Consider the following 25789-nt stretch of genomic DNA (forward strand, 5'->3'; position numbering starts at 1 on the left):
ATTGAGTGTGAGCTTAAATTCTTAATGATTGGAAGAACAATGTATGTTAAAAAAACTAAAAACTAAACCTTATTTATTTGGTTTAACGTTTGTAGTAATGAGTATTATCATAATTCTACTTTTGTCATTTGCTTCACCGTTCTATTATTTTGATACCTCACCCGACAGTAATAATTTTTTCACTGTCGGTAAAGCAATGTTTCACGGAATCATTCCATATAAGGATGTTTTTGAGCAAAAAGGGCCATTTGTTTATTTGCTTTACGGACTAGCCTCACTGATCACAAAACGATCGCTTGTTGGGATGGTACCGTTTGAGATTATTGCGATGATTATTATTATGACCATGGCTTACAAGATTGCTAGATTATACTTGTCACAAAATTGGTCATTTGTAATTTCATTGTTCATGCCAGTTTTTTCCGTGCTTCAGCCATTTTATGACTATGGTGGTTCGGTTGAATTCTTCGTGTTCCCGGCCGTTTTATATTTGATTTATGTTGCTTTAAAGGCTTGTCAAAATGATTTTGATATCAAATGGTGGGAATGGATGATTCAGGGATTCATGGTCGGAGTGGTCTTCTTTTCGAAGTACACTTTACTTGGTCCATGGATTGGATTTTATGTCTTTATGTTTATCTTCTACGTTTACCATCGTCGCTTTAAAGAAATGTGGCGATTGATTTTCTTTAGTGGACTCAGCTTCTTAATCGCACTTATTCCATGGTTGATTTATTTCTTAGTAACAGGGAGTTTTAAGTCCTTTATCCACGTTTACTTTACCATTAACATGACTGTTTACGGTTCATCGGGAATTGTACCAACTAAGATTCTAATGGCAACTGGATTCTTTATGAAGTTTCTGACGCAGTATCCGATCACGGTGGTCTTTGGTCTCTTGGGCTTAATCTATGTTTTATTTGACCATGAAATCTTTAAAGATGGAATTTCAAAGTCGCTTTTCTTGTTCATGATGATTGTAAATGCGATTGTAGCAGTTTACGGTCACACCTTTGGTAAAATCTATCAGTACTATCAATTAGCTTATTTCCCATTTATCATGGTGACAACTATCTTTGTACTGGTGTTTTTTATCAGACACTTTGAATCTAACAGAAAGCTCGCTCTCCCTTGGACGTTTGTTTTCGTAACGCTATGTATGGCCTTAACCTTTGTCCTTGGATCAAACAATAACTTTATTTACTCGAAGTTGCATCCCCAAAACTTATACGTTACTCTTAATCCTAAGAAAGGTGAGTACCAACAGCCTGCTCAAGTTTCGTTTGGAAAGATTATTAGAGACGAAAGTAAGGGAACACCGACCCTTTTAACTTACAGTCGTTTAGAAAATGGTTTTTACACCAGTTCTGGTGCATATCCAACTCATTACTTCTTCGAACGTAATAATATTCCTAGCCGCGCTTATCCTAAAATGATGAGATCAGCTAACAAGGTGGTTCGAAAGAAACAAGTTCAATGGTTGGTAATTAGGGTTGATAATACAAGCAACAAGAGTAATGCTGAGTTGTACAAGTACATGAGCAGTGGTTCTAGAAAGGGTGGACGTGATGCGCTAATTAAGAATTATAAATTGCGTAGTAGTCATGCCCAAATGTTTGAGGAAAGACGAGCTACCTATTACATGTTTGAAGCTAGGTCCAAGCCTAACCCCAATGCAAAGAAAATGATAAAAGAACATAAGTTTTATTAAATTAGTGGAGTTTGTCAAATTGGCAAACTCTGCTTTTTTTGAGGGATAACGGAGGTTATATGGAATATTTAGCAACAATTGGATTGATTTTACTTTCAACGTTGATTTTAGGAGTTTTAAGTCAAAGGATTGGGATGCCAGCGGTGGTAGGAGAGATTATGGCCGGCTTATTAATTGGACCCGCGGTTTTGCACCTAGTCAGTTTAAATCACTTGGTTTCGGTTGGATCCGAAATTGGGGTCATCTTTTTGATGTTTATTGCGGGATTAGAATGTGATTTCGAGTTGGTCAAGAAGTACTTAAAGCCGGCCGTTAGCGTTGCTATCTGTGGGGTCATTTTACCGGTGGTCGCTTTTACCTTTTATGGTCAACTACTAGGCCAAGGAATTGAAAGAGCGCTCTTTTGGGGAGTGATCTTTTCGGCTACTTCAGTATCCATTAGTGTCGAAGTGCTTCAGGAGTTTGGCAAGTTGAAATCGGTCGCGGGAGCAACCATTTTAGGGGCCGCGGTAGTTGACGATGTGATTTCAATTATTTTGTTGAGTGTTTTTTCCAGTGTGTTTGGGACGGAATCAGGATCTAAAAATTTGTTTGTCCTGTTTACGTTTCAAATCTTGTTTTTTGGATTGATTTTTGTTGTCATTAAATGGATTGCACCTTGGCTCATGCGGTTAGCCGACCTTCTTCCTGCCAATTCAGCCGTGTCGATTATGGGGATTAGCATTTGTTTGATCATGGCATATCTGGCAGAAGCGGCCAATCTGAGCACGGTGTTAGGGGCTTTCTTTGCTGGAATTGCAATTGGACGTACGCCGCTTCATGATCAGGTGATTCAAAGTGCTAATCGAATTGGTTATTCCTTCTTTATTCCAATCTTTTTTGCCGCAATTGGGATGGAGATGAGTTTTAAGGGGCTCTCTAGCACGTGGTTGATTGTTGTAGTAATGACGATCTTAGCGGTTCTTACCAAATGGATTGGGTGTGGAATTGGAGCGAAATTAACTGGATTGACCCTAAAAGATGCCAACGTAGTGGGTGCCGGAATGGTATCAAGAGGTGAAATGGCTCTCATTGTCGCTCAGATTGGACTAGCTAGTCATCTGCTTGCTTCTGAACTGTACTCCGAAATTATTATGGTAATTGTACTTTCGACGATTCTTTCACCAATTATGCTTAAGTTCAGTATTAAATCAGTGTAGTTTTTGATTTTTTGGTACAATGAAAGAAACAAATAAATGGGGCATTTTTATGATTAATGAAATTGACGGTGGAACGATTGTTTTTCAACTTAAGGAAAATCAACCACTATATTTACTTTTAAAAAGTGCAACTAGTGATTTTTGGGGATATCCCAAGGGGCACGTCGAGGGAAACGAGACATTACAACAGGCCGCTAAACGTGAATTAAGAGAAGAAACGGGAATTCATGGTGAGATTGATGATGGTTTTGATGTAAAGGTCGAGTATGACATGAAGAATGGCCACCACAAAGTAGTAACTTTCTTTGTGACGGAGGTTCCGGTTGGCACTTCGGTTACCAGACAGAAGGAAGAAATTAGTGAGGATCGTTGGTGCACTTACGAAGAAGCTTTGAAGTTAGTCACATACGATAACTTACTTCCACCACTTAAAAAGGCCAATGAATACATTGAGGACCACTATGTCAAATAAACGATTTGTAATTGTGATTACTGGAGCCGCTGGCACCGGTAAGACCACCATCTCGGATTATTTAATGAAAAAGTATGGAATTCCTAAGGTGATTACCCATACGACCAGAGCACCACGGGATCAAGAGCAAGATGGAGTAGATTATTATTTTGAATCACCGACAAGTTTTAAAAAACTTCATCTTTTAGAATCAGTAAGATATTCGGGGCACTGTTATGGATCATCATACGAAGGGTTAGATCGTGCTTTTTTAAAGTCTCCCATTGTTTCAATTGTGTTAGACACGAAAGGTGCCATTACGTATAAGGATCGATTAGGAGTAGAAGCGGTTGTCATTTTTTTGAAAGTTAAAGATCCGGCTGAGCTTAAAAAGCGCATGATTGATCGCGGGGATACTTTGGCTCAGATTCAAGTTCGCATGGAAAGTAAAGAAGACGCGCGTGATTTAAAGCTTCCAGCTGCTTTAAAAAATCGGTCCATTGTGATTGATAATGAGAAGTGGAGTCAAACTAAGAATCAGATTGATCAAATTGTACTAAATTTAAAAAGACAACTTTAAAGAAATCTTTTATCGACTGGAATAAATTCTTTACTTTTAAGTGCAATAATTAAGTTTCACAAAAGAGAATATACGTTGAGAGGATGATTAAATGTCAAATCGAGTACCACCATTTCTTACTCCATTTGCCATTATTTCAATTTGTTTAGCGTTAGGAGCCACCAATATTGTTGTTAATAAAGCAACCAATACCCACGAAGGTGCTAAAGTCACTACCCATCAAAGCCAGAAACGTTCTATTTTTGACTTTAAGAAGAATGATGATAACAATAAGGGTACTAAGAACCAGAACTCGAATTCTAATGACGATAATAGTAAAAATGAATCCAATAGTTCTGGGACTAAACAAGATAATATGAATAATAACAATAACGATGGCAATAGTAAGTCACCAAATAATGAACAAGGTAAAACAACTTCTGGTGGACAGGAGCAAAATAATTCGACCAGCACGAATGGAAATAATTCGGAGACTGGTAATAACAATCAAAAGACAACTGATAATAACGGTGGAAATGCCGAAAAATCAAGTCAGAATACCGGGAATAACGGCAATTCTAATAATGATACGGGGACTACTTCTAACAATACTCAGAATAATACCCAAGCCAATACGACTAATCCTGGGGGTGAACATTAATGTTTAGTTTTCTAGATATTATTAATCATTATCTTGGATATATAACGATTGAAACAAACACTAAAAGCCGAATTTACGTAATTTTAGGGATTCTAGGCGACTTTTACCTTTTGTACGTTGCCTACCGTTTTGTTGTAAATGGCTTTATGATTAGGGGGGTTCTGGTCTTCTTAGTTGTCTTGATTTTAGCGTACTTCTTGTACCTAAACATCATGTATTACTTTACTAAAAAACGGGCGAAGTTTGATGTTACCCCGGTCATTAATAAGGTCTTGCACATTCAGCCCAAGGAAACTGATCAGCAAACCGAGGCTCGTAGTGGAAGTCGTCGTTATCGTAATATTCCCGCCAACGGTTTATTTGATGAAAGAAAAACGATGCCAGCTAAATTGGAATCGACAATTAGTGAGCGCCATAACGTTCATCATTTAGCCGATACCATGATTACCAAAAAAGTTGCAAGTGATGACTACAATGGATTAGGCGATCGGGCGCTTCTTTCCGAAATTAAAGCTAATCCTAAGCATCGCGTCTACGCTTTGGGTGATGGAGTGTTAATCCCTTACTTTGATTTAAGAGAAGAAAACGGAAAGTATGAAGTCTATGCCGGAATGAATCAGGTTAATTGTGAACCCGTTGGCCACATTGTTAAGGCTGGTTTTGAAGATATTCAAAAAATCGATAAGAATAAAGTCAAGTTGTATCTAGCTGAAGCTTTTTTGGTTGGAGGAAAATACAAGACTTCTGGTCGAGCCGGCTTAATTGATGGAGCTGACGACTATGCGGTTCAGATTAAAATTGCATATCAGAAAAAATAAGAGATCTCATTTGAGATCTCTTATTTTTTAACCTTATTTCTTTTGAGAATAACTTCAAAGTAATAGATTGGAATCCCGAGTGCAACGATTCCCAGTGAGCAAACGACCCCAATGAAGTCTGATCCAATTTCTGAACAGATTACGAAAAGGGATGCCAAAATAGCTAAGATTGGTGTGAATGGATATAGTGGAACTGAGAAGACTCGCTTTCGGTCGGGGTGACGTTTTCTAAGGATGAAAACCCCGAAGAACGCCATCACGTAAAAACAATAGACAGTAAAGATACATAGTTCTGAGAGTCGGTCGGCATCAAAGAAACAGATCATGATGATTACGATTACTAGAACAGCAGCAATTGATACCACTGGCGTTCTGGTCTTTGGATTGAGGTAAGCTAACTGCTTAGAGAACGGAAGTTGATTTTCTTTCGCCATGGCATACATGATACGGGGAAAGGTCATGATTTTTCCGTTCATGCACCCGATGATTGAGATGATGATACCAATACTTAAAATCTTCCCACCGATCATTCCAAAATCTTTGTTAGCCATGTATGGAATGGCATTTGTTCCAAGATCATGAATTTTCTCGGGACCAATGCTTTTTAAAACACCGTATGAAACTAGCATATAAATGGCAATGACAATTAAAATTCCGAAGGTGATAGCACGTGGTAGCATCTTTTTAGGGTTTTTGATTTCTCCACCAAGGTTAGCAACTAGGATCCACCCGTCAAAGGCAAATAGAGTGGCTAACATGGCAACTCCAAAACCACCAACTGAGGAGTGGACGTCACTAACACTTTGAGTAAAAGCATTAGCGTGACCAAAGAAAAGTCCGAAGATAATAAGCGCTGCGACTGGGACGAGCTTACAAATTGTGGTAATAATTGAAAAAGCAGCTCCAAATCGATTGGGAAAGGTATTTAATAGACCAACCGCAACAACTGCAATGATAGCTATCGGAATGTTCCATTCTGATGAAATATGGAAAAAGTCACCTAATAGGATGGCAAGATAAGCTCCAAGTGAAGCGATCATTGCGGGACCATAAACAATAATCTGCATCCATCCAGATAAAAAGCCCCAAAACTTGTTATAAATGACTTCCATGTATGCATATAGTCCACCGGTTTCTGGAATTTGCGAGGCAATCTCGGCAATTGAAAGTCCCGCGGCTAAAGTCAGAAGTCCCCCGGCTAGCCAAGCCAGCATGGCACCATTTGCTGATCCTGCATCGTTTAGAACGGCAGCTTGTCTAACAAATATTCCAACTCCGATGATGGTTCCAACTACAAGTGAGAGTGCGGACCAAATTCCTAAAGAACGGTTTAACTTTACATTGGACTCTTCTTTTGGTTTCTTCATATAAAATTCCTCCCTTTGAGAATAAAAAAAGTCCCTGACAACTAAATGTCAGGGACGCAAATTTGCGCGGTTCCACCCAAAATTCTCTGAAATTTTCAGAGCGCTTTTTGTTGTGTATTAATGTGTTTTAAGAGGTGGTTAAATAAAGATTAGTCAGCCAACTTCCAGAATAACGTCGGCTTCTCTTGGGCGGTTTCTTTAAATATTGTTCTCTTAAATTAGTATAGGACCATTTAACCGCGATCCATATTAAATGTCAATGTAATTTTATTAATTAACTTCGTATTTTTGGTATTTTTTGGCCGATGTTTCAGGAAGTTCAACTTTCAACCTCGTTCCCTGATCGGTGTAGTCAGTCTGATAAACCGTTTCGTTTTCATTTAGGTCCGAAACTACTTGGCCACTACTGAAAGGGATGAGGTACGTCTTTTTGACGTAATCTTTAAACAAGTTTTGAGAAATTATGTCAATTAATAAATTAATTGAATCAGGGTCAAGAGCTGACATGATGATGTTATTGCCTTCACGAACAGGATAATTTTCTCCACTCTTATCAGCCTTATTAAAGACCTTAATCATGTTAATGTCGGGGACCCCGATTTCTCTTAGAGTTTTTTCAGTAGTTTGCATCATTAGTTCTTGATTTGGGTCAGAGTAGTCAACTACCTGTACCAAGAGATCAGCGTTGCTTGCCTCTTTTAAAGTTGATTTAAAGGCTTGAATTAGTTGATGCGGAAGTTGACTGACAAAACCAACCGTGTCGGTTGCAAGAAAACGTTTATGGTTTGGTAGCTCAATCTTTCGCACGCTGGTGTCCAAGGTGGCAAATAGCATGTTTTTAACGGTAACTTCTTTCTCCTCGTTTTCACCAAATCGTTTTACCAGTTGATTCATAATCGTGGATTTGCCTGCGTTGGTGTAACCAACAAGAGCAATGGTTTTCAAATCGTTTTGTTTGCGCTTTTTACTTTGAGTGTCGTATGATTTGTCAATTTCCTTTAATTCGTGACGAACGTGCGTGATTTGATGTTGAATGGTTCGACGATTCAATTCAATTTGGGTTTCACCAGCACCACGGTTAGCTAGTCCGCCACCAGCAGACTGTTGGTCTAATCGTTGACTAGCACTAGTACGAAGCCTCGGGAGTTGATAGTTTAGTTTGGCCAATTGGACCTGTAACTTGGCTTCACGGGAATGAGCTCGATTGGCGAAGATTTCCAAAATTAGCCCAGTTCGGTCAATGATTTTAGCATTGGTTAATTTTTCAAGGTTTCGAATTTGACTAGGACTGAGTTCATCGTTTGCCACAATGATATCTGTCCCAGACGTTTTGACGAGTTGTTCTAGAAATTCAACCTTACCTTTGCCGAAGTAGGTTGCTGGATCAGGGTGATCCAACTTTTGGGTCACGGTTTCAACGCTATGCATGTTGTTCGCGGTGACTAAGTTGTTAAGTTCCTCCATTGAGTACTGAAAATTAGCATCATTTAAATCTAAACCAATTGTAATTACATCAGTAAAGTTGTCGATCATTTATACTCCTTTAGACTGGATCTGAAATGTTGTTATAGTATTTGATAATATAATCGCCATCTTTATAATCAACTTTAGTGACGCTGCCATTCTGAATGGGTTCACTAATATCGATGTCACTAAAACGACTAACAATACTTCGAATGAGAGTTCCATGAGCGGTAATGAGAATATCATCACCATCTTCAGCGTTGTTAACGATTTCGTCCAGCCCAGTTTGAACTCGTTTCCAAAACTGTGAATCATTTTCGGCATCCCCGTATGGATCAGCGTCAGCAATCATGTCGCGGGTCTTTTCCATCGTATAAGTGGCGATCATTTGACTGTATGAATCAGCGCCAGACGGCCCCCCAATGATGTGCCAAACTTGTCCCATGTCATTGCCCTCAAAGTATCCAAAATTCTCTTCTCTGAGGTTTTCCATTTCGATCGGTTCAACTAGTCCTGATGGATTTTCCTTTAGGATTAGTTCGGCGGTGTCACGGGCCCTTTTGGTATCACTACTATATGCCTTGTTGAAATCAACCTTATTAAGGTGTTTTCCAGCATCGATTGCATCGGTGATTCCCTTATCGGTTAAAGCTGAGTCTGCCCATCCCTGTAAACGATGGTAACGATTCAAATATGTTTGGCCGTGTCTGACAAAATATAAATTGATTGAAGTCATTTTTATTTCCCCCTGATTCACTAGTTGCTTAATTCTAGCATATTTTAACGTCCAAGATAAACGGGACGGGTGGAATTGGTATAATTTAGTAATCATTTGAAATAATCATTATATTGTTTTGCGTAAATCATCATGAACCAGATAAAAAATCCACTGACATCATCTTAGTCAGTGGATTAATTAATTTAATTTTGTGATGCTTCCGGGTTAAAATCACTTCTGATTTGAATTCCAGTTCCCTTTTGGGCTGAGAAAATAATTTGATCACCTAATCTTAGGATCGTCTCACCGGTCGGGTGAAGTAGTTTATGGTCGCGAAAGATTTCGTTAATGGTAATGTCACTACTAAAGGGAAGGTCTTTGACTGCTATGTTAGCCAAACTCGGATTAGTTAGTTTAACTTCATGGAGAACTGATTCGTTAGATTCAATCATCTTAAATGTTGACGGGACCTCAATCAACTCTCTTAGCATGGCAATGTTGACGGCAAGGTTGTTATATATCTCAACTCCTAGAGAAAGGAGTTCATCTTGATGCTTATCAAGGACATCGCGATTTTCAAAACGAGCGATAACCCGTTTGACACCGTACTTTTTAGCTGACTTGGCCAACTCGTAACTTTTCTCTGAATCAAAGTAGGCCATGACGACGATATCGCAGTCAAAATAGCCGTTGTCAATTAAAAATCTTGGGTCAAGCTTAGAAACAAGATGAACGTTAGCCTGACTGTTATAGGAGCGGTAGTGCTCCTGATTATCAGTGTATACGTTAACGTCGTACCACCCAGTTGAAAGTTGTTGAGCGACTGGGATGGTAGTTAAGTTAACCCCAAAGAAATTAACCTTAATCTTAGGATAGGTTTCTGGTTCGACCTTAAAGGCCTTGTTAAAGACCAGTGGGCCAATGATACAGGTAATAATTGCTGCAAGCAAAAATGCCCCCGACTGTTGAGATGTGATCACTTTCATCCCCTTAGCAACTTGGAGAATTGCAAGAACCATGGTGATGGTTGCACTCGGAAGGGCCATTCCAGCCAGTGAGTTTTGCTTATTGAAACGTAACCTAAAGATGGGATAAAGTCCCAACTTCGCGATGATGTAACTAGCAAAGAAAACAGGGATTAGAACCAAAGTCGCTGGGTTTGACAGCAACTCTTTGACATTCAAACCAACACCACTCATGATAAAGAAGACTGGAATGAAGAGCCCATATCCGATTGAATCCAATCGATCTTTCGTGGTTTCGGATGGTTGTAGTAATTTATAGACCATTCCACCGATGAATGCCCCTAAGATGTCCTCTGATCCAACAAAGACGGCAATCGTTGATAGTAAAACAATGATGAAGAAAGCTAGCCGAATGTCAATCTGAGTGGTTGATTTATTGATTTGGTCTGAAACCTTGAAGAAACGTTTAAACCACCACAATAAAAAACCTGCTACCACAAATAGAATCAGGATGAGCCATAGTGACTTACTGTCGGAACCAAATACCGATGCGTAGATCGTCAGGGCAAAGATCGGTAAAACTTCACCAAGGGCAGCAATTAACAGGATGGTTTGGCCAAAGGCGCTTCCAGTGACGTCTTTTTCCTTTAAGGCTGCGATGACCACGCCAAGTGAAATGGTAGCAAACAAGATTGAAGCTAACCAGAAGTCACTGAATAGTCCAGTTAGTTTACAGAAGTATCCTAGGATTAATGCTAGAATGATAACCGTTGCATACCCCATAAAGGCTAGTTGAACGGATGAAAATCGTGGAGCAGTTTTGCTTGATTTTTTTTCTAGTTCACTGGGATTTTTGTTTTTGGGTTTAAATAAGGAAAAATCGATTTCCATTCCACTCAAAAACAGTAGGACGATCACACCAATCTTGGAAAGAATGGATAAAATGTTTGAGTCGGAAACGATGTTGAATAAACTGGGTCCTAATATGATTCCAACTAAAATTTCAACGACTGCGGTTGGCAGCATTGAAATGTGGAATCGTGCCATCACTAATGGAGTTATTAGGGCCGCAAGTAGAACAATTACTAATGAGATTGAATCCATATTACGATCACCTTGGTTTATATATTTTGTTCAGTTGAGTTAATATGTTAGAATATTTAATCAAGTTTAGCAAGCAGGAGGGATTATCCGTTGGAAAATTCAATTAAAGATGAAGAACAGAAACACCTTGATTTTGTTGAAAGCAAAATTGAAATGGCAGAGGTCGATGCTGCTAAAAAAATTAAAAAAGCGAAGGGTGACCAATCGGAAATCCAAAAGAACTTTTTTAACGATGTTCGTTTAAAGACAAGTACATATAGTGGACAGATGGAGACGGGTGTCTCGGTTAGACAGCAACAGCAATTACTTTCGGAACGTGAGAATCGCTGGAAGAACGCCGCAAGGGATCTTGATACGCTAAAACGGTTGGATCAAAATCCCTACTTTGCTCGAATTGATTTTCACGAAGAAGGCGAGAAACACACTGAAACCATTTACATTGGCCTAGCGTCATTTACCGATAATCCTGACGATTATCTGGTGTACGACTGGCGGGCACCTATTTCCAGTATTTATTATGATAGTGGAATTGGTGAAATGACGTATGATTCACCGGCTGGTCCCCAAAAGGTTGACGTCAAGTTAAAGCGACAGATTGAGATCAAGAACGGTAAGATTGAAACCATCTTTGATACAGACGAAGCCCTTGGAGACAACTTACTTCTAGAAAATCTCAGTCATCAGTCTGATACCAAAATGAAGAGCATCGTTACCACGATTCAAAAAGAGCAGAACCAGATCATTCGTGATACTGATTCTGATTTGCTTTTTGTTCAGGGAGCGGCCGGGTCAGGAAAAACGGCTGCTGTTTTGCAACGAATTGCATACTTACTTTATCGTTATCGTGGTAATTTGAATTCTGGACAGGTAATCTTATTTTCCCCCAACCAACTTTTTAATGACTACATCAATGAGGTCTTACCCCAGTTAGGGGAACAAAATATGGTTCAGATGACGTACTACCAATACACCAACCGACGAGTTCCCCACTTGGAGGTTGAAACCATTGGTGAACGTTTTGTCGAAACTCATGAAAAACACCAACAAAAGGTGGTTGACTTCAAAAACAGCTTGGATTTCTTTGATCTAGTTGGAAAGTACGCCCACCATTTAAATAAGGAAAACTTTCAGTTTAAAGACATTAAATTTGAAGATAATGTCTTTATTTCTAAGGAAGATATTAGCGAAATTTACTACAGTTTTAACGAAAACTATAACTTACGGAATCGTTTGGAAGCTACCAAGGAAGAACTGAATAAGATTTTAAATCGTCACATTGGGAGTGAGATGAAAAAGAAGTGGGTCGAAGAAACCATTGAAGGACTTGACCAGCAACAACTTCAGGCAATTTACGCTAAATATGGCGAAAGTATGGATAATCCCGATAAGGAATATAACTTTTTGGCTAAAAAGATTGTCCAAAACGCTTTTAGAAACGTTAGAAAGGCCATTACTCGCGGTCGATTTGTTAGTATCAATCGTCAGTTCGTTAATCTAATCAGAAACGTTCCTAGAATTACCGACTTGAGCAAGTATGGAATTGATGAACAGGAATGGAATGACGGGGTTGAAAAATCAATTGAGCGATTAAAGAATGGCAAAATTAGTGATGCTGATATTTCAATTTATCTTTACTTGTATGATTTAATATCTGGAAAACGTCCTGATATCCACATGCGTTATTTGTTTGCCGATGAAGTTCAAGACTATACTCCATTTCAGTTGGCTTACCTCAAGTTTAATTTTCCAAGGGCGAAGTTTACTTTACTAGGAGACCTCAACCAAGCGATCTTCACCCATGAGAGTAGCAATAGCCTTTTGCGGGAAATGAAGACGATGTTTGATCCCGAGAAGACCAGGGTCATCGAACTTAATAAGTCTTATCGTTCAACTGAACAAATCACTGATTTTACCAAGCATCTGATCCCAGATGGCAGTAAGATCCAGTCGTTTGCTAGAAGTGGTGAACTTCCTAAAATTAACGTTGTCAAAGATTTTAATAAGGGAATAAACGTTTTAAAGAATACGATTCAGGTAAATTATCAGGCGAGTGATACCACGGCCGTCATTGCTAAATCGTTAGATGAGTGTCGACGAGTTCATGATGAGCTAAAAAAAGATGGGATTAAATCCACGTTGATTCAAACCGAAAATCAGCGGTTGGTCAAGGGTGTTATTGTTGTTCCGGCCTATCTAGCTAAGGGACTTGAGTTTGACGCCGTTGTAATGTGGAATGGTTCTAAAGAAGAATATCCAACGGAGCGTGATGACCAGTTAGTGTACACAATTTGTAGTCGTGCTATGCACCGCCTGGACGTGATTTCAGTTGGGGAGTTATCACCAACGTTTAAGGACGTCCCAAAAGATGAGTATGATTTAGTAACCAAGTAGGTGAGTTTTGTTGAAGGATTTCTATGAATTTAGTAAAAATGAATGGAAACAGTTTTATCCAAATGAATCTGCTCCAATTACACAGGCTAATTTGGAAAGATTAAAGGCCTTTAATGATCAGATCTCACTTGACGATGTTTCTGATATTTACATGCCATTGGTACGCTTATTAGAACTGGCTTCTAAGCATTACCAAGATTGGGAGCTTACTGAAAGTGATTTTCTAAAACGTAAAACGCCTAAAATTCCATTTATCATCGGAATTTCGGGAAGTGTAGCTGTGGGGAAATCAACCGCAGCGCGTTTGCTTCAATACCTTTTTACCGATTTATTGCCAGAAATGAAAACGCAACTAATCACGACTGATGGTTTTTTGTATCCAACGAAAGTCTTAAAAGAAAAGGGCATTCTTGATCGTAAAGGGTTTCCTGAAAGCTATGACATGGAATCATTGATTCAGTTTTTGGTTAAGATTAAAGCCGGCGTGAAAGAAGTAAAAGCACCAGTTTACTCTCATCAAACGTATGACATTATTCCTCATCGTTATGATGTCATCACTAATCCCGACATTTTAATCATTGAAGGAATTAACACGCTTCAAATTCCTGATCATCAAAAACTCTATATTGGTGATTTTACTGATTTTTCGATCTATATCGATGCTAATCCAGATCTGATTGAGACTTGGTACCTTAATCGTTTTAAGAAGTTAATGAAAACGGCTTTTCAGGATCCAACTAATTATTACTATAAGTACGCAAAAGAGGAGCCAGAACAGGCGGTTAAAATGGCGGGAAACGTTTGGAAAACCGTCAATTTACCGAACTTAAAGGAGTACATTTTACCAACACGTGAAAGAGCCAACCTTATTATTCATAAAGGTGTAGGGCACATCGTTGATAAAGTTTATCTTAGGAAATATTAAAATAAAAATCGCTCGATCGTTATAATTCAATGATTGAGCGATTTTTTATTGATAAATAGATTAAATGGTTGCAAAGTTTACAGATGTAGATTATGATTAACATTGAATTTACAGATGTAAACCATGAATTGGAGGTGAATTATTTGGATCAAACCAAAAAAATTGAAGAAATTACGCCCGCTGAATGGCAAATTATGCGGTTGATTTGGACGATGGGAGATAGTTCATCACGAAAAATAATTGATACGATTGCGAAAAAACGTGATTGGAAAGAGTCAACGATTAAAACGTTACTTAGTCGATTGGTTAAGAAGGGATTGTTGACTCGGTTTAAAAAAGGACGCTATTTCGTTTATTCGCCCACTGTTAACGAACAGAATGCGATGAATCTAAGTGCTGAAGAACTTTTTGAACAAATGTGCGACATGCGTAAGGGCCAGACCATTATGGATTTGATTAACCAAAGTAAGATTAGTAAGAGTGATATTCACAAGTTGGGTGAAGTTTTGAGACAAAAGCTAAAAACCGCCCCCGATAAAGTGGATTGTAACTGTTTACCAGGCGATATGAGTATGGATTGTCAATAGAGAGGAGCTTTTTAATGAAGGATATGGACAATGGAAAACATGATTCAATGGGGAAAATGAATATGAATCATGATAACCATAATATGAAAAATATGAACCCCAAAGACAGTGATAATAGTCAAATGAACATGAAGGGTAATTCTAAAATGAAAATGGACCATGGTTCGATGAAAATGGATCATGGATCTATGAACATGGGAAACGGTTCAATGGATATGGGTGGCGGCCACATGATGAACATGGGAAACTTCAAACGGCGCTTTTGGATTTCATTGATTATTACGATTCCCATCTTATTACTTTCTCCGTTTATGGGGATGAAGTTGCCGTTTCAGATTACTTTTCCGGGGTCTGATTGGATTGTAATGATTCTTTCAACCATTCTGTTCTTTTATGGTGGTCAACCATTCTTTAGTGGAGCCAAAAATGAGTTGAAAAGTCATGCTCCAGCAATGATGACGTTGATTACACTAGGTATTTCAGCTTCGTACTTTTATAGTTTGTATGCTTTTATTATGAATACCTTCATTAATCCAAACGGTCATGTGATGAATTTCTTCTGGGAACTAGCAAGCTTGATTGTCATTATGCTACTAGGTCACTGGATTGAAATGGATGCGGTCATGAATGCTGGCGATGCGCTTAAAAAGATGGCTGCACTACTTCCAAGCACAGCCCATTTGGTTGAATCTAACGGAGAAACTAAGGATATTCAACTAGACCAGTTAAAAGCCGGCGACATTGTTTTGGTTCAACCGGGTGAAAAAGTTCCAGCTGACGGCGTGGTTGATTCTGGAACTAGTGCTGTAAACGAAGCCTTAGTAACTGGTGAGTCGAAGGCAGTGACTAAGAAAAAGGGAAGTAAAGTAATTGGTGGATCCGTCAACGGTGATGGTAGTATGCAAGTCAAAGTTACCGCCACTGCTAAAGATGGATACCTAGCTCAAGTTATTAAAATGGTGCAAGCCGCTCAAAAGGAAAAATCAAAAGCGGAGACGTTAGCTGACAAGGTTTCGCGCTGGTTGTTCTATGGCGCCCTGATCATTGGAATTTTAGCATTGGTCGTTTGGACGATTTTAAGCGGATTAAGTTATGGACTGCAACGAATGATTACGGTCCTGGTTATCGCATGTCCCCACGCTTTAGGTTTAGCCATCCCACTAGTCGTAGCTAGAAGTACCTCAATTGCCGCTCAGAATGGACTGTTAATCAGAAATCGTCAGTCAATTGAAGAGGTTAAACGTTTGGATTACGTCTTTATGGATAAGACTGGGACTCTGACTGAAGGAGTCTTTCAAGTCAATGATGTAATCTCTGATTCCGATATGAGTAACGAAGAACTTCTGACTAAATTTGCTGATCTTGAAGCTAATTCTAGTCATCCTCTAGCAGCTGGAATCCTAGCCAAGGCTAAAAAGGAGCAAGTTTCCGTCGTCCCAGCCAAGAACGTCCAAGCCATTCAGGGAGTTGGACTAACGGGACAAATTGACGGAAAAGAGTATAAGATTGTGACAGCTAAGTATCTGACTGATAATCACATGGACTACGATCATAAACAATTTGATAATCTTGCTAGTCAAGGTAATTCGATTAGTTACTTGGTAAGTGATGATAAGGTGCTTGGGGTGATTGCCCAAGGAGATGTTCTTCGTCCTAAGTCAATTGACTTAATTAAGGCACTTAGAAGAATGAACATTACCCCCGTAATGCTCACTGGTGATAATGACTTGGCTGCTAAGCGAGTTGCTCATCAATTGGGTGATATTGATTATCGGTCCGAACTACTTCCACAAAATAAGGAAGAAATCATCAAAGAGTATCAGAATAAGGGTAATGATGTCATGATGGTTGGTGACGGTATCAACGATGCTCCGAGTTTATCACGTGCTAACATTGGAGTGGCCATCGGTGCTGGAACCGACATTGCCATCGAATCGGCTGACGTTGTACTGGTTAGAAGTGATCCAGAAGATATCATTGACTTCTTAGACCTTGCCAGAGCAACTAACCGGAAAATGGTTGAGAACCTCTGGTGGGGAGCTGGCTACAATATCATTGCAATGCCACTTGCTGCTGGGATCTTAGCTCCAATTGGAATTATCCTTTCGCCAGCCGTTGGGGCCTTGATTATGTCAGCTTCAACCATCATTGTGGCTGTGAATGCTTTCACCCTTCATATGGGAAAGATTAAAGAATAAACAATTAATTAGTCGATTAAGCAAGAGTGGCTTTCATTTGCCACTCTTTTTTTGTATAATCGATCCATTAAGTAATAAATTAAGTAACAAGGGATGGTGGGTGTTCATGGATCAACAAAAGAAAAAGTATTCCCCAATGATGAAGTTTTCGTTGTTGGCGGTTTCGTTAGTTTTAGCGTCATCACTGTCAGTTTCAGCGGAAGTACCACAATGGCAGCGTGCATTTCCAGGGCATTCATATTCAAGTATTGAGTTAATTGCCACCATGCCAGCTTTAGCAGTGATCATCTTCCTGCTTGGAAGTAGTTGGATTGCTAAAAAGATTGGTGCCAAAAGAACCGTTATACTCGGGTTGCTGGTCAGCGGAATCGCTGGAGTGATTCCCATTTTTGTTACTAATTATTATGTAATGCTTATTTCACGATTTGCTTTTGGAATTGGACTTGGTTTGTTGAATGGACTGGCCGTTAGTCTGATTGGAACCTTCTTTAAGGGAAAAGAAAAGAATCAACTGATGGGAGTTAGAAGTGGATTTGAGATGTTGGGTAATGCCATTTCAGCGTACGTTGCTGGTGCATTACTAGTTGATTTTGGTTGGCATAGTGCTTTTCTAATTTATACCTTGGCATTTCCGGTTGCCATCTTGTTTTTCTTCTTTGTTCCGTCACCACCAAAAGTGGAACATTATCAAGCGGAACGAAAAAACAAATACTTTCCAAAGATTAATACTGATGTTCTTTTCTGGACCATGCTACTTGCTGGATATCAAATTACGTATGTGGGTGCCACCGTTCGAATTGCTGAATTTATTGAAGGAACCGGGATTGGTTCCACGCAACAGTCAGCGGTTGTTATCAGTATTGCCCCAATCTTTGGTTTAGTTGGTGGTATAGTCTTCAGTATGGCACTGATGAAGTTGAAGAAATATTTATTGCCTGTCGGAATTATTGCTAGTGGATTTTGTCAGCTATGGATTGGGTTATCACACTCGTTCTTTAGTGCGGCGCTTGGCTTTTTCCTAGTAACTTTTCTTGATGCGATTGTGGTTTCCTACATTTTAAACATTGCAACTGAAATTTCATCCAAAGGAACTTTGAACTTAACCACTTCAATCTTGTTGATTGGTAGTAATTGTGGAATCTTTTTAGCGCCGATTGCTTTAGGTGGGATTGATTCGGTATTTAGTTCCAATAAGCCCGCATTAACCTTTGTAGTTTGTGGAATTATTCTACTAGCTATGGGAGCCGTTGGTGTATGGGATATTAAATTTTTACGCAGAAAAATATTTAATTAGGGCAGTGCATTTGATGCATCGCCTTATTTATTTTGGTCAAAGGAGCAAAAAACCATGAAAGTTAATTTTAAAAGTTCTCATACTAGTCCCATATCGCTCAAGGCCTTTTTGAGTCAACATGGGATTAGTCATCGGATGTATGCAGACTTAAAGCGAGCGAAAAATGCTTTTAAGATTAATGCTAAGGCCGTCAAGCCATCGGTTAACGTTGCTTTTGATGATGTCGTCTCTGTTTTTCTCCCAAATGAATTATCTGATCCACGAATTGCGGTTAGTTTTGAACCAATTAATGTAATTTACGAAGATGAGAATTGGCTAGTGGTTAATAAAGAAGCTGGGTTAACGTCGGTTCCAGGCCCAAGCAACCAATCCGATACACTGGTGAATCGGATTAAAGGCCATTTAATAAACGAAGAGGCCGCAAATTTACGACCGCACATTATTACACGTTTGGATCGGTTTACTAGTGGAGTGGTCTTAGTTGCTAAAAATCGTTTGGCAAATAGTTATGCCAATGAAGAGCTGAATCGTCATGAAATTGATAAGCGATACCTAGCAATCGTTTCTGGCAAAATGACACAAAAGCACGGAATCATTGACCAGCCAATTGGGCGAATTGGTGATAACTTTGCGAGACAAGTGACTACGTCGGGAAAGGCCGCACAGACGGAATACTGGGTTAAAAAAGACTTAAGTGATGCATCACTATTAGAAATTAAACTTCACACTGGGCGTACCCATCAGATTCGGGTTCACATGACATCGATTGGTCACCGGCTGCTTGGTGATGAACTTTATCATGGTCCACTTGATCGGGGAATTAAACGCCAGGCGTTACATGCTTTTACGCTTTTTTTCTTTGATCCGTTTCAAGGACGGCAGTTAAATTTTGAAGCCAAGTTGCCTGATGATATGGAAAAGGTAATTTCCAAAAATTAGTATGTAAATTTTTTAAAATTTGCTACAATAAAGTTAGTAAAGTAAGGAGAATGTTCCGTGGAAGATAACATCCAGTTAGGTGAAAAATCCTTTGATAAAATGATGTTTGTACTTAATAAGCCGGTGAATGAGAAGAATCACCTTGACTATAAGTTCAAAGATTATGAGATGCAGCAAATTGCTGACGACATTTGGGCAATGCCTGCTTACATGAAAAAAGACGATGATTTTACCATTTTCTTCATTGTCACCAGGGTTAATAGTGGCGAGATTGTGGTAGCAATGGCAACTGGTCAGTCTGGTAAAAAAGGTCAGTTTGATCTGTCACGACCAGTTAATACGGGTGCCGGATTAAACGAATTATATAAACACGATCAGGACCAAGCGAAAGAAGCTCTTCACTTTTTGAATTTAATTTCAAAAGCTGGCGAGGGTGAATGGCGAATGGTAGAAGACTAAACAGAAAATAGGAGAGTTAACATGGCTCAAATTTATTTAGCAAGTCCATTTTTTAGTAACGAACAAATTCAAAGAATTGAAGTTGTTGAACACGCATTAGAGGCAAATCCAACGGTGACTGATTTTTATTCGCCACGTAAACATCAGGACGCTGAAAATGAGCAGTTTACCCTTCCATGGGCGAACGAGATCTATCATCGTGACATGGAAAATCTAGAAGCAGCTAAAGCAGTGGTGGCTGTGGTTGATTTTGGTGGTAGTAATGTTGATAGTGGGACAGCCTATGAGATTGGTGCAGGCGTTCAAATGGGAAAGCCTGTTGTGGTTTTTCAGCAGAAGGATGAACCACTTAACCTAATGATCTCGGAAAGTTTGCATGCTTACCTGAAAAATGGCGAGCAACTCCAGGCTTATGATTTTACTAAGATGCCAGAGAGTCACTATACAGGGAACATTTTTTAAGTCGAATTAAAGGAGAAAGATTATGAATAATGATCAATTATCTGGAATGAGATTTTTCGAAGTAACGGTATTAAATGCAGTCATTACGATTCTTGAATTTTTGGGTGGGATCTTTTCGGGAAGTTTGTCACTTCTTTCGGACGCCTTCCATAATTTGGGGGATTCCATTTCAATTGTATTGAGCTATATTGCTCATCGAATAAGCAAAAAACAACAAACCAAACAGAACACTTATGGCTTTAAACGAGCTGAAATTATTTCGGCGTTCTTGAATTCATTGTTTTTGATTTTAATTTCGCTTTTTTTGATTATTGAAGCTGTTAAGCGAATTTCACATCCAGAAACAATTAATGGGCCAGTAATGCTGGTGGTTGCAGTTGTCGGAACTGTGGCCAACTTCTTTTCTGCTTTTTTGTTAAATAAAGGCGCTAAGCACAACTTGAACATGAGAGCCACCTACCTCCACTTGTTGAGTGATTCGTTGTCATCGCTTGGAATTATCATTGGTGGAATCTTAATTGCTTTCTTGAATTGGACAATTGTGGATCCAATTGTGACCATCCTAGTGGCACTTTACATTATGTGGGAGAGTTGGCCCATCATTAGGAAAACGGTGGGGATTTTGATGGAAAGTGCACCCAAACTGAATTACGCTGCCATTAAAAAAGATCTATTAAAAATTGATGGGGTGACTGGTGTTCACCACGTGCATGCGATGATGGTGGATGAAAACAGCATCGTTTTTTCGGCTCACGTTAATATGAAAAATATGCCCTTAGATCAGGTCCAATTAATTTACGATAAGATTAATAAATTATTGAAGAGTAAGTATCACATTGACCATGTCACGATTCAACCAGAAGTTGACCGGGGAAGACATGATGATTTATTTTACGATAACGGCAAAGACATATAAAAAAACAGTTTCTTTCTACTAGAGAAAGAAACTGTTTTTTTGTGATTTTAAAGTGATCTATAAAGTGCTGTCTGGATCTAATTTATTGGTTTCGTTAACATACCATTCTGACCAATCAGTGGTGGGGTTACCGTTTTCAAAGTAAGTCTGACTTAATTTACTTAAAAGGATTGCGAAATCACCATAGTCAAGTTCAATGATGTCAGCGACAACGTCTCGTGGACTATTATTACTCAGAGTGACGATTTCACGGTTTAAATCAGCAATTACACCAGATTCACCGTCAAAAGTACTCATAACTTCCAGGTTGTTGTTCCTAAATAGTTTGATGTAGAAAGGAACAAAATCGTTAACAACCTTTTTTTGTGCCTGCTCACTTAAATCACTAAACTTTACATTGTCACTCATATTTTTCCTCCTGTATGATACCGTTACAAATCTAATTTAATTATATCTGTCTGGATACCATTCGTAAAATAGTTTTTTGTAACGAAAACTCAATGAGATTTTTTACTTATATTTTGATATGCTAGAAATATTAAAGAAAAGGGGTGAGTCGCATGTTTGGGAAGAATCAACTGGATCCGGATTCGCGTTTTCGTAATTATAGTGATTTGGTCATTAAGACCTGTATGTTGGCGGGTAAAATCATGATTGAGAATGGGTCAGAAATGACACGAGTTAATGACACCATTAAGCGAATCGCACGAAATGCTGGGATGCCAAACTTGAAGACTTACATTACGATTACTGGAATTATGATTTCCGTTAATGATAATTCAGAAACTCAGATTACTGAAATTGATAAGCGGGCTTTTGACTTAAGAAAAATCACGGCTGTGAACGATTTATCGCGACGCTTTGCGGAACACAAGACAACGTTAGAGCAGTTCTATCAAGAATTGCAACACGTTAGTGATCTGGATACTTATTTTCCGTACTGGATGAAAATGTTAGCTGCTGCGGTCCTTTCAGGATCCATTGAAGTGGTTTTTCGTGGTGATTATTCGGTATTCTTTATTACTTGTCTGATTGGGATGTTAGGTTGGATTATTTTTGACTATTTGAATCGTATCGTGAAAGTTGAGTTTATAAACGAATTTACTGCGGCCATTTCAATTGGCATGTTAGCCATGCTAGCCCGAAAGTTGGGACTTGGAAGTGGTGTGGATAATATGATTATTGGGAGTGTGATGCCGCTTGTTCCTGGCGTCCAAATTACTAATGCGGTCCGAGATTTAATGTCTGGCAACCTTGTTAGTGGACCAGCTAGAGCAATGGAAGCCATTATGGGAGCTTGTGCTTTAGGATTTGGAGTGGCACTTGCTTTGAAGTGGTTTGGATAGGGGTGTTTATGATTGAAATTTTAGTGAAAATAATTGGAGTTTACGTTGCCACCCTTTGTTTTGCAATTTTGATCAACGTGCCACCGCGTGCTCTTAATCTAGGTGGATTGGTGGGGGTTGCCAGCTATTTAGTGTACCTAACCTACAATTCGATTTTTGGTGGTTACGTTGGTGGAAACGTCTTTGGAGCGTTTACGATTGGGATCTTGGGAATGCTGGCAGCTCGGTACAAAAAAATGCCAATCATCGTTTTTAACATTCCAGCGTTAGTTCCGCTTGTTCCCGGTGGACAGGCGTATGAAGTTATGAAATACATTGCAACGGGCAACACGCACTTAGCGTTTGTTTACTTAATGCAAGTCGCGATGATTGCAGGAGCGTTGGCAATTGGGTTCTTACTAGCTGAGTTGGCGATTCAACTGTTCTTTCACATCACCCATCTTTTGAAGGGAATCGTATCTTAATTGAAACTAAAAACCACATTGACAAGCGGCCAATGTGGTTTTTAGTTAGTTTGAAGCTGTTTGACAAAGTCTTGATAATCCTGCTCCTCACCGGTATCGGTGATTTGAATATTATCGAGGTTGGCATTTCTTAGGTCACTTTCACTAATATTTAACTCATTAGTAAAAGTCGCATTTCCAATCAAATGAAGATCGTAGTGAACCCCACTGCGTTTTATGTGAGTTTTTACCATCCCACCTGGATTATAAATATTGACGGTTTCGTCAAAGTCCGAATCATGAGTTAAGATTTCGTAAATTAGACTAGTGGCCGTCATTCCAGTCCCACAGGCATTTGTAAGACCTACACCCCGTTCGAAGGTTCGAACGAAAAGTTCATTTTGATCCATAACGTTAGCAAAACTAACGTTAACACCGTCCGTAAAGTACTTGTTTTTTCCATTTAGCATTTTGCCTAGCTTAACTAAATCGTCTGATTTAACTTGATCCATACTCATAAAGCTAATGAGGTGGGGATTAGGCACTGCGACCGCTGAATAATCTAATCCCGAAATGAAATCATTGACAGGCTGATCTAACAGTGGGGTTTTGATATTTTCAAGGGGCAGACTCTTAGCGTCAAATGAAATTGGTGAGATCTGGACACTAAAGGCGGGAACCCCAGGTGCAATGTCACTTTCTTTTGTCACATCTAGATCTGCATCGTTGGTTTCAACCTTAAAAGCATCCTGACCAAACTTTTGTGACAAGTACCGAGAAACGGTCCGAAGTCCGTTTCCACACATTGAAGCTTCACTACCATCGGCGTTAAAGACTCGCATTTTTCCCAGTGCATTGGGGTGGTTTGATGAATCAACCACCAGGACCCCATCAGCGCCGTTTAAAATGTGATTTTTGGGGTCTGAAATGGTTTGAGCAAGTTTTTTAAGTTCCGCGTCAGTTAGTTTTTGGTCTAATTCGGTTTGATCCAAAATAAAGAATTGATTTTCGGATCCGTGTACTTTAAGTAATTTAGTCATAATTTAGTCTCCTAATAAATTAGTCGGTTGTTGTCAAAGAAGTTTCTGTAAATTAGCTTGACGGCTTTATCTGAATCTTTAATGTCAGTTCCAAGCATCACGGAAATCTTGGAAGCTCCTTGATTAATCATATGAATGGAGATGCCATTGTCGGTTAGGGGCCGAATGATTTTTTCAATGGTGTGATTATCAGACTGCATTCCCTCGCCAACGATCATAATGATGGCATAGTCATTAATCCAACGAATTTGATCGGGATGAAGGGCATCTTTGATTTCTCTCGTGATTTCTTTGACGATATGGTCATTTAGTTGGGCCTTATCAAAGATAATGGTCAGGTCATCGATTCCAGAAGGCATGTGTTCGTACGACACGTTGTATTTGTACAGAATTTTGAGAATCTTAAGGGTAAAACCCACTTGTTTGTTAAGCAGGTAGCGATGAATGTACAGTGCTGAGAAGTGCTTGGCACTGGCTACCCCGGTAATTACGCGAGTTGGTTGAAATTTATTTTCAGGAACAATCAGGGTTCCGGGTAAATCAGGGGCTGATGTATTTTTCACGTTGATGGGAATTCCGACCTGAATCGCTGGAATGATGGCTTCATCATGAAAGACTGAGAAACCAGCATACGAGAGTTCTCTCATTTCTCTATAAGTCATTACGTCGATAGCTTTCGGGTTTTTAACCACCCGCGGGTCAACCGAATAGATCGCGTTGACATCGGTAAAGTTTTCGTATAGATCAGCTTGAAGCCCACGAGCTACGATTGAGCCGGTAATATCGGAACCACCCCTTGAAAAGGTAGCGATTTGATTATCATCATTGACCCCAAAAAATCCTGGAAAGATCATTTTTTCTTTAACGTCACGAAATCTTCTGATGTTTCCGTAGGTAACTGGATTGATTTGCGCATCGGCAACGTCGCCGGTGACTTTAAAACCAATTTCTTTTGGATCCATAAACCTTGCGGGAATTTTAAGTTGGTTTAGAATCATCGTCAACATTTGCGCGTTGAGGTATTCTCCCTGAGCTTTAAAGGTACTCATTAGATGAGCAGAATCCGGAAACGATTGATTAGGTAATTCTCTTAACTGTGAGACAATTTGGGTAATCTGTTTCGTCTGAACGTTAAATGATTCACCAATTTCTTGATAGCGATCAATAATTTGATTAAGAATGTCAGAAAAGTCTTCATGGTCAAGAACTTTGTTAGCATACTCGATTAATAAGTCGGTAACTTTCACGTCACCTTTGAAGCGAGTTCCGGGAGCAGAAACAACGACTGCCTTCCGATCTGGATCTGATTTGATGATATTAATTACCTTTTGAAATTGGGCTCCGTTAGCTAGTGAGCTCCCACCGAATTTGGTTACTTTCATGAATTATTCATCCTTAAGAATTTAATTAAATTGAATTGTAGCATTAATTTTTAATTTATCAATCTTGGAATCCAAAATATGTGAAATAGTTATTAATTTAGATGATATTAATTGACGAACAGGTCAAAATGGGTTATATTTTTAACAAATTTAAATAGAGGTTGCAGGTAACAAGATTAGCTAATGGAGATTTACTCGTCGAAGAAGTTAGTGAAAGGGTTGTTTGCCGAAGCACTCTGTCAGAGTAGTGGCACTGGTGCTGGGACGTGATTTAATAAATCGCGGACTGTCGCAGATATTCTGCGGGGAGCTATTCAAGAATATTTGATCAAATAATGTCAAATTAATTATTTTTAGATCTTTTTGTTCAACTCCTGAGCAAAAAGATCT

At 39.1% G+C, this 25789-nt stretch carries 24 protein-coding genes and 1 riboswitch; of the genes, 17 read left to right on the top strand and 7 right to left on the bottom strand.

Annotated elements, in window-relative coordinates:
• The first annotated feature begins 43 nt into the window (after positions 1–43).
• From AC6UD4_RS01310 to AC6UD4_RS01335, 6 genes are all read left to right on the top strand, one after another.
• The gene (locus AC6UD4_RS01310) at positions 44–1711 is read left to right on the top strand and encodes a glycosyltransferase family 39 protein (RefSeq protein ID WP_500693497.1); all 1668 of its coding nucleotides are present in this window, start codon (positions 44–46) and stop codon (positions 1709–1711) included.
• 59 nt (positions 1712–1770) lie between these two features.
• Positions 1771–2910 (top strand): cation:proton antiporter, encoded by a 1140-nt coding sequence (locus AC6UD4_RS01315; RefSeq protein ID WP_500693498.1) that lies wholly within the window; start codon positions 1771–1773, stop codon positions 2908–2910.
• 49 nt (positions 2911–2959) lie between these two features.
• Positions 2960–3382 (top strand): bis(5'-nucleosyl)-tetraphosphatase, encoded by a 423-nt coding sequence (locus AC6UD4_RS01320; protein WP_500693499.1) that lies wholly within the window; start codon positions 2960–2962, stop codon positions 3380–3382.
• Positions 3372–3941: a guanylate kinase gene (locus tag AC6UD4_RS01325; RefSeq protein ID WP_500693500.1), complete on the top strand. Its 570-nt coding sequence runs from the start codon at positions 3372–3374 to the stop codon at positions 3939–3941. The genes AC6UD4_RS01320 and AC6UD4_RS01325 overlap by 11 nt, the downstream gene beginning before the upstream one ends.
• Positions 3942–4032: 91 nt before the next feature.
• Complete coding sequence (locus AC6UD4_RS01330) at positions 4033–4581, top strand: hypothetical protein (RefSeq protein ID WP_500693501.1); 549 nt, start codon at positions 4033–4035, stop codon at positions 4579–4581.
• Positions 4581–5399, top strand: coding sequence for a DUF6681 family protein (locus tag AC6UD4_RS01335; protein WP_500693502.1), 819 nt, complete (start codon positions 4581–4583; stop codon positions 5397–5399). The genes AC6UD4_RS01330 and AC6UD4_RS01335 overlap by 1 nt, the downstream gene beginning before the upstream one ends.
• Before the next feature lie 20 nt (positions 5400–5419).
• Here AC6UD4_RS01335 and AC6UD4_RS01340 read toward each other — a convergent pair whose 3' ends face one another.
• The 4 genes from AC6UD4_RS01340 to AC6UD4_RS01355 all read right to left on the bottom strand — a co-directional run bounded on the left by AC6UD4_RS01340 (position 5420) and on the right by AC6UD4_RS01355 (position 11017).
• A complete protein-coding gene (locus AC6UD4_RS01340) occupies positions 5420–6766 on the bottom strand; it encodes an APC family permease (protein WP_500693503.1) in 1347 nt (448 codons plus the stop codon).
• 270 nt (positions 6767–7036) lie between these two features.
• A complete protein-coding gene (hflX, locus tag AC6UD4_RS01345) occupies positions 7037–8299 on the bottom strand; it encodes a GTPase HflX (RefSeq protein ID WP_500693504.1) in 1263 nt (420 codons plus the stop codon).
• Between the two features lie 10 nt (positions 8300–8309).
• Positions 8310–8966 (bottom strand): histidine phosphatase family protein, encoded by a 657-nt coding sequence (locus tag AC6UD4_RS01350; protein ID WP_500693505.1) that lies wholly within the window; start codon positions 8964–8966, stop codon positions 8310–8312.
• Between the two features lie 185 nt (positions 8967–9151).
• Positions 9152–11017, bottom strand: a complete 1866-nt coding sequence (locus AC6UD4_RS01355; RefSeq protein WP_500693506.1) for a cation:proton antiporter domain-containing protein — start codon at positions 11015–11017, stop codon at positions 9152–9154.
• A gap of 90 nt (positions 11018–11107) precedes the next feature.
• Between AC6UD4_RS01355 and helD the strand changes: the two genes are divergently transcribed.
• The 9 genes from helD to AC6UD4_RS01400 all read left to right on the top strand — a co-directional run bounded on the left by helD (position 11108) and on the right by AC6UD4_RS01400 (position 21188).
• Positions 11108–13408, top strand: a complete 2301-nt coding sequence (gene helD / locus AC6UD4_RS01360; RefSeq protein ID WP_500693507.1) for an RNA polymerase recycling motor HelD — start codon at positions 11108–11110, stop codon at positions 13406–13408.
• 10 nt (positions 13409–13418) lie between these two features.
• Positions 13419–14333, top strand: coding sequence for a type I pantothenate kinase (gene coaA / locus AC6UD4_RS01365; protein WP_500693508.1), 915 nt, complete (start codon positions 13419–13421; stop codon positions 14331–14333).
• Between the two features lie 134 nt (positions 14334–14467).
• A complete protein-coding gene (locus AC6UD4_RS01370) occupies positions 14468–14920 on the top strand; it encodes a CopY/TcrY family copper transport repressor (protein WP_500693610.1) in 453 nt (150 codons plus the stop codon).
• A 14-nt stretch (positions 14921–14934) separates the two neighbouring features.
• Positions 14935–17118 (top strand): heavy metal translocating P-type ATPase, encoded by a 2184-nt coding sequence (locus AC6UD4_RS01375; protein WP_500693509.1) that lies wholly within the window; start codon positions 14935–14937, stop codon positions 17116–17118.
• Between the two features lie 106 nt (positions 17119–17224).
• Positions 17225–18412, top strand: a complete 1188-nt coding sequence (locus AC6UD4_RS01380) for an MFS transporter (protein WP_500693510.1) — start codon at positions 17225–17227, stop codon at positions 18410–18412.
• A gap of 54 nt (positions 18413–18466) precedes the next feature.
• Positions 18467–19351 carry an RluA family pseudouridine synthase gene (locus tag AC6UD4_RS01385; RefSeq protein ID WP_500693511.1) on the top strand — a complete coding sequence of 295 codons (885 nt, stop codon included), beginning with the start codon at positions 18467–18469 and terminating at the stop codon, positions 19349–19351.
• A 57-nt stretch (positions 19352–19408) separates the two neighbouring features.
• Positions 19409–19810 carry a hypothetical protein gene (locus tag AC6UD4_RS01390; protein ID WP_500693512.1) on the top strand — a complete coding sequence of 134 codons (402 nt, stop codon included), beginning with the start codon at positions 19409–19411 and terminating at the stop codon, positions 19808–19810.
• A gap of 21 nt (positions 19811–19831) precedes the next feature.
• Entirely contained in the window at positions 19832–20272 is a 441-nt protein-coding gene (locus AC6UD4_RS01395) for a nucleoside 2-deoxyribosyltransferase (protein WP_500693513.1), read from the top strand.
• A 22-nt stretch (positions 20273–20294) separates the two neighbouring features.
• The gene (locus tag AC6UD4_RS01400) at positions 20295–21188 is read left to right on the top strand and encodes a cation diffusion facilitator family transporter (RefSeq protein WP_500693514.1); all 894 of its coding nucleotides are present in this window, start codon (positions 20295–20297) and stop codon (positions 21186–21188) included.
• Positions 21189–21245: 57 nt separating this feature from the next.
• On the opposite strand, the gene AC6UD4_RS01405 is transcribed toward AC6UD4_RS01400, so the two are convergent.
• Positions 21246–21596: a hypothetical protein gene (locus AC6UD4_RS01405; RefSeq protein ID WP_500693515.1), complete on the bottom strand. Its 351-nt coding sequence runs from the start codon at positions 21594–21596 to the stop codon at positions 21246–21248.
• Positions 21597–21748: 152 nt separating this feature from the next.
• On the opposite strand from AC6UD4_RS01405, the gene AC6UD4_RS01410 reads away from it, so the two are divergent.
• Together AC6UD4_RS01410 and AC6UD4_RS01415 are read left to right on the top strand one after the other, a co-directional pair.
• Complete coding sequence (locus AC6UD4_RS01410) at positions 21749–22534, top strand: threonine/serine exporter family protein (RefSeq protein ID WP_500693516.1); 786 nt, start codon at positions 21749–21751, stop codon at positions 22532–22534.
• Positions 22535–22542: 8 nt separating this feature from the next.
• Complete coding sequence (locus AC6UD4_RS01415; RefSeq protein WP_500693517.1) at positions 22543–22998, top strand: threonine/serine exporter family protein; 456 nt, start codon at positions 22543–22545, stop codon at positions 22996–22998.
• 41 nt (positions 22999–23039) lie between these two features.
• On the opposite strand, the gene dapF is transcribed toward AC6UD4_RS01415, so the two are convergent.
• Both dapF and AC6UD4_RS01425 read right to left on the bottom strand, forming a co-directional pair.
• Entirely contained in the window at positions 23040–24017 is a 978-nt protein-coding gene (dapF, locus tag AC6UD4_RS01420; RefSeq protein ID WP_500693518.1) for a diaminopimelate epimerase, read from the bottom strand.
• Between the two features lie 11 nt (positions 24018–24028).
• Positions 24029–25399, bottom strand: coding sequence for an aspartate kinase (locus tag AC6UD4_RS01425; RefSeq protein WP_500693519.1), 1371 nt, complete (start codon positions 25397–25399; stop codon positions 24029–24031).
• Positions 25400–25546: 147 nt separating this feature from the next.
• Positions 25547–25720: riboswitch (Lysine riboswitch) on the top strand.
• Positions 25721–25789: the final 69 nt, after the last annotated feature.

This window comes from Fructilactobacillus sp. X3R5C2 (genome assembly GCF_059901175.1).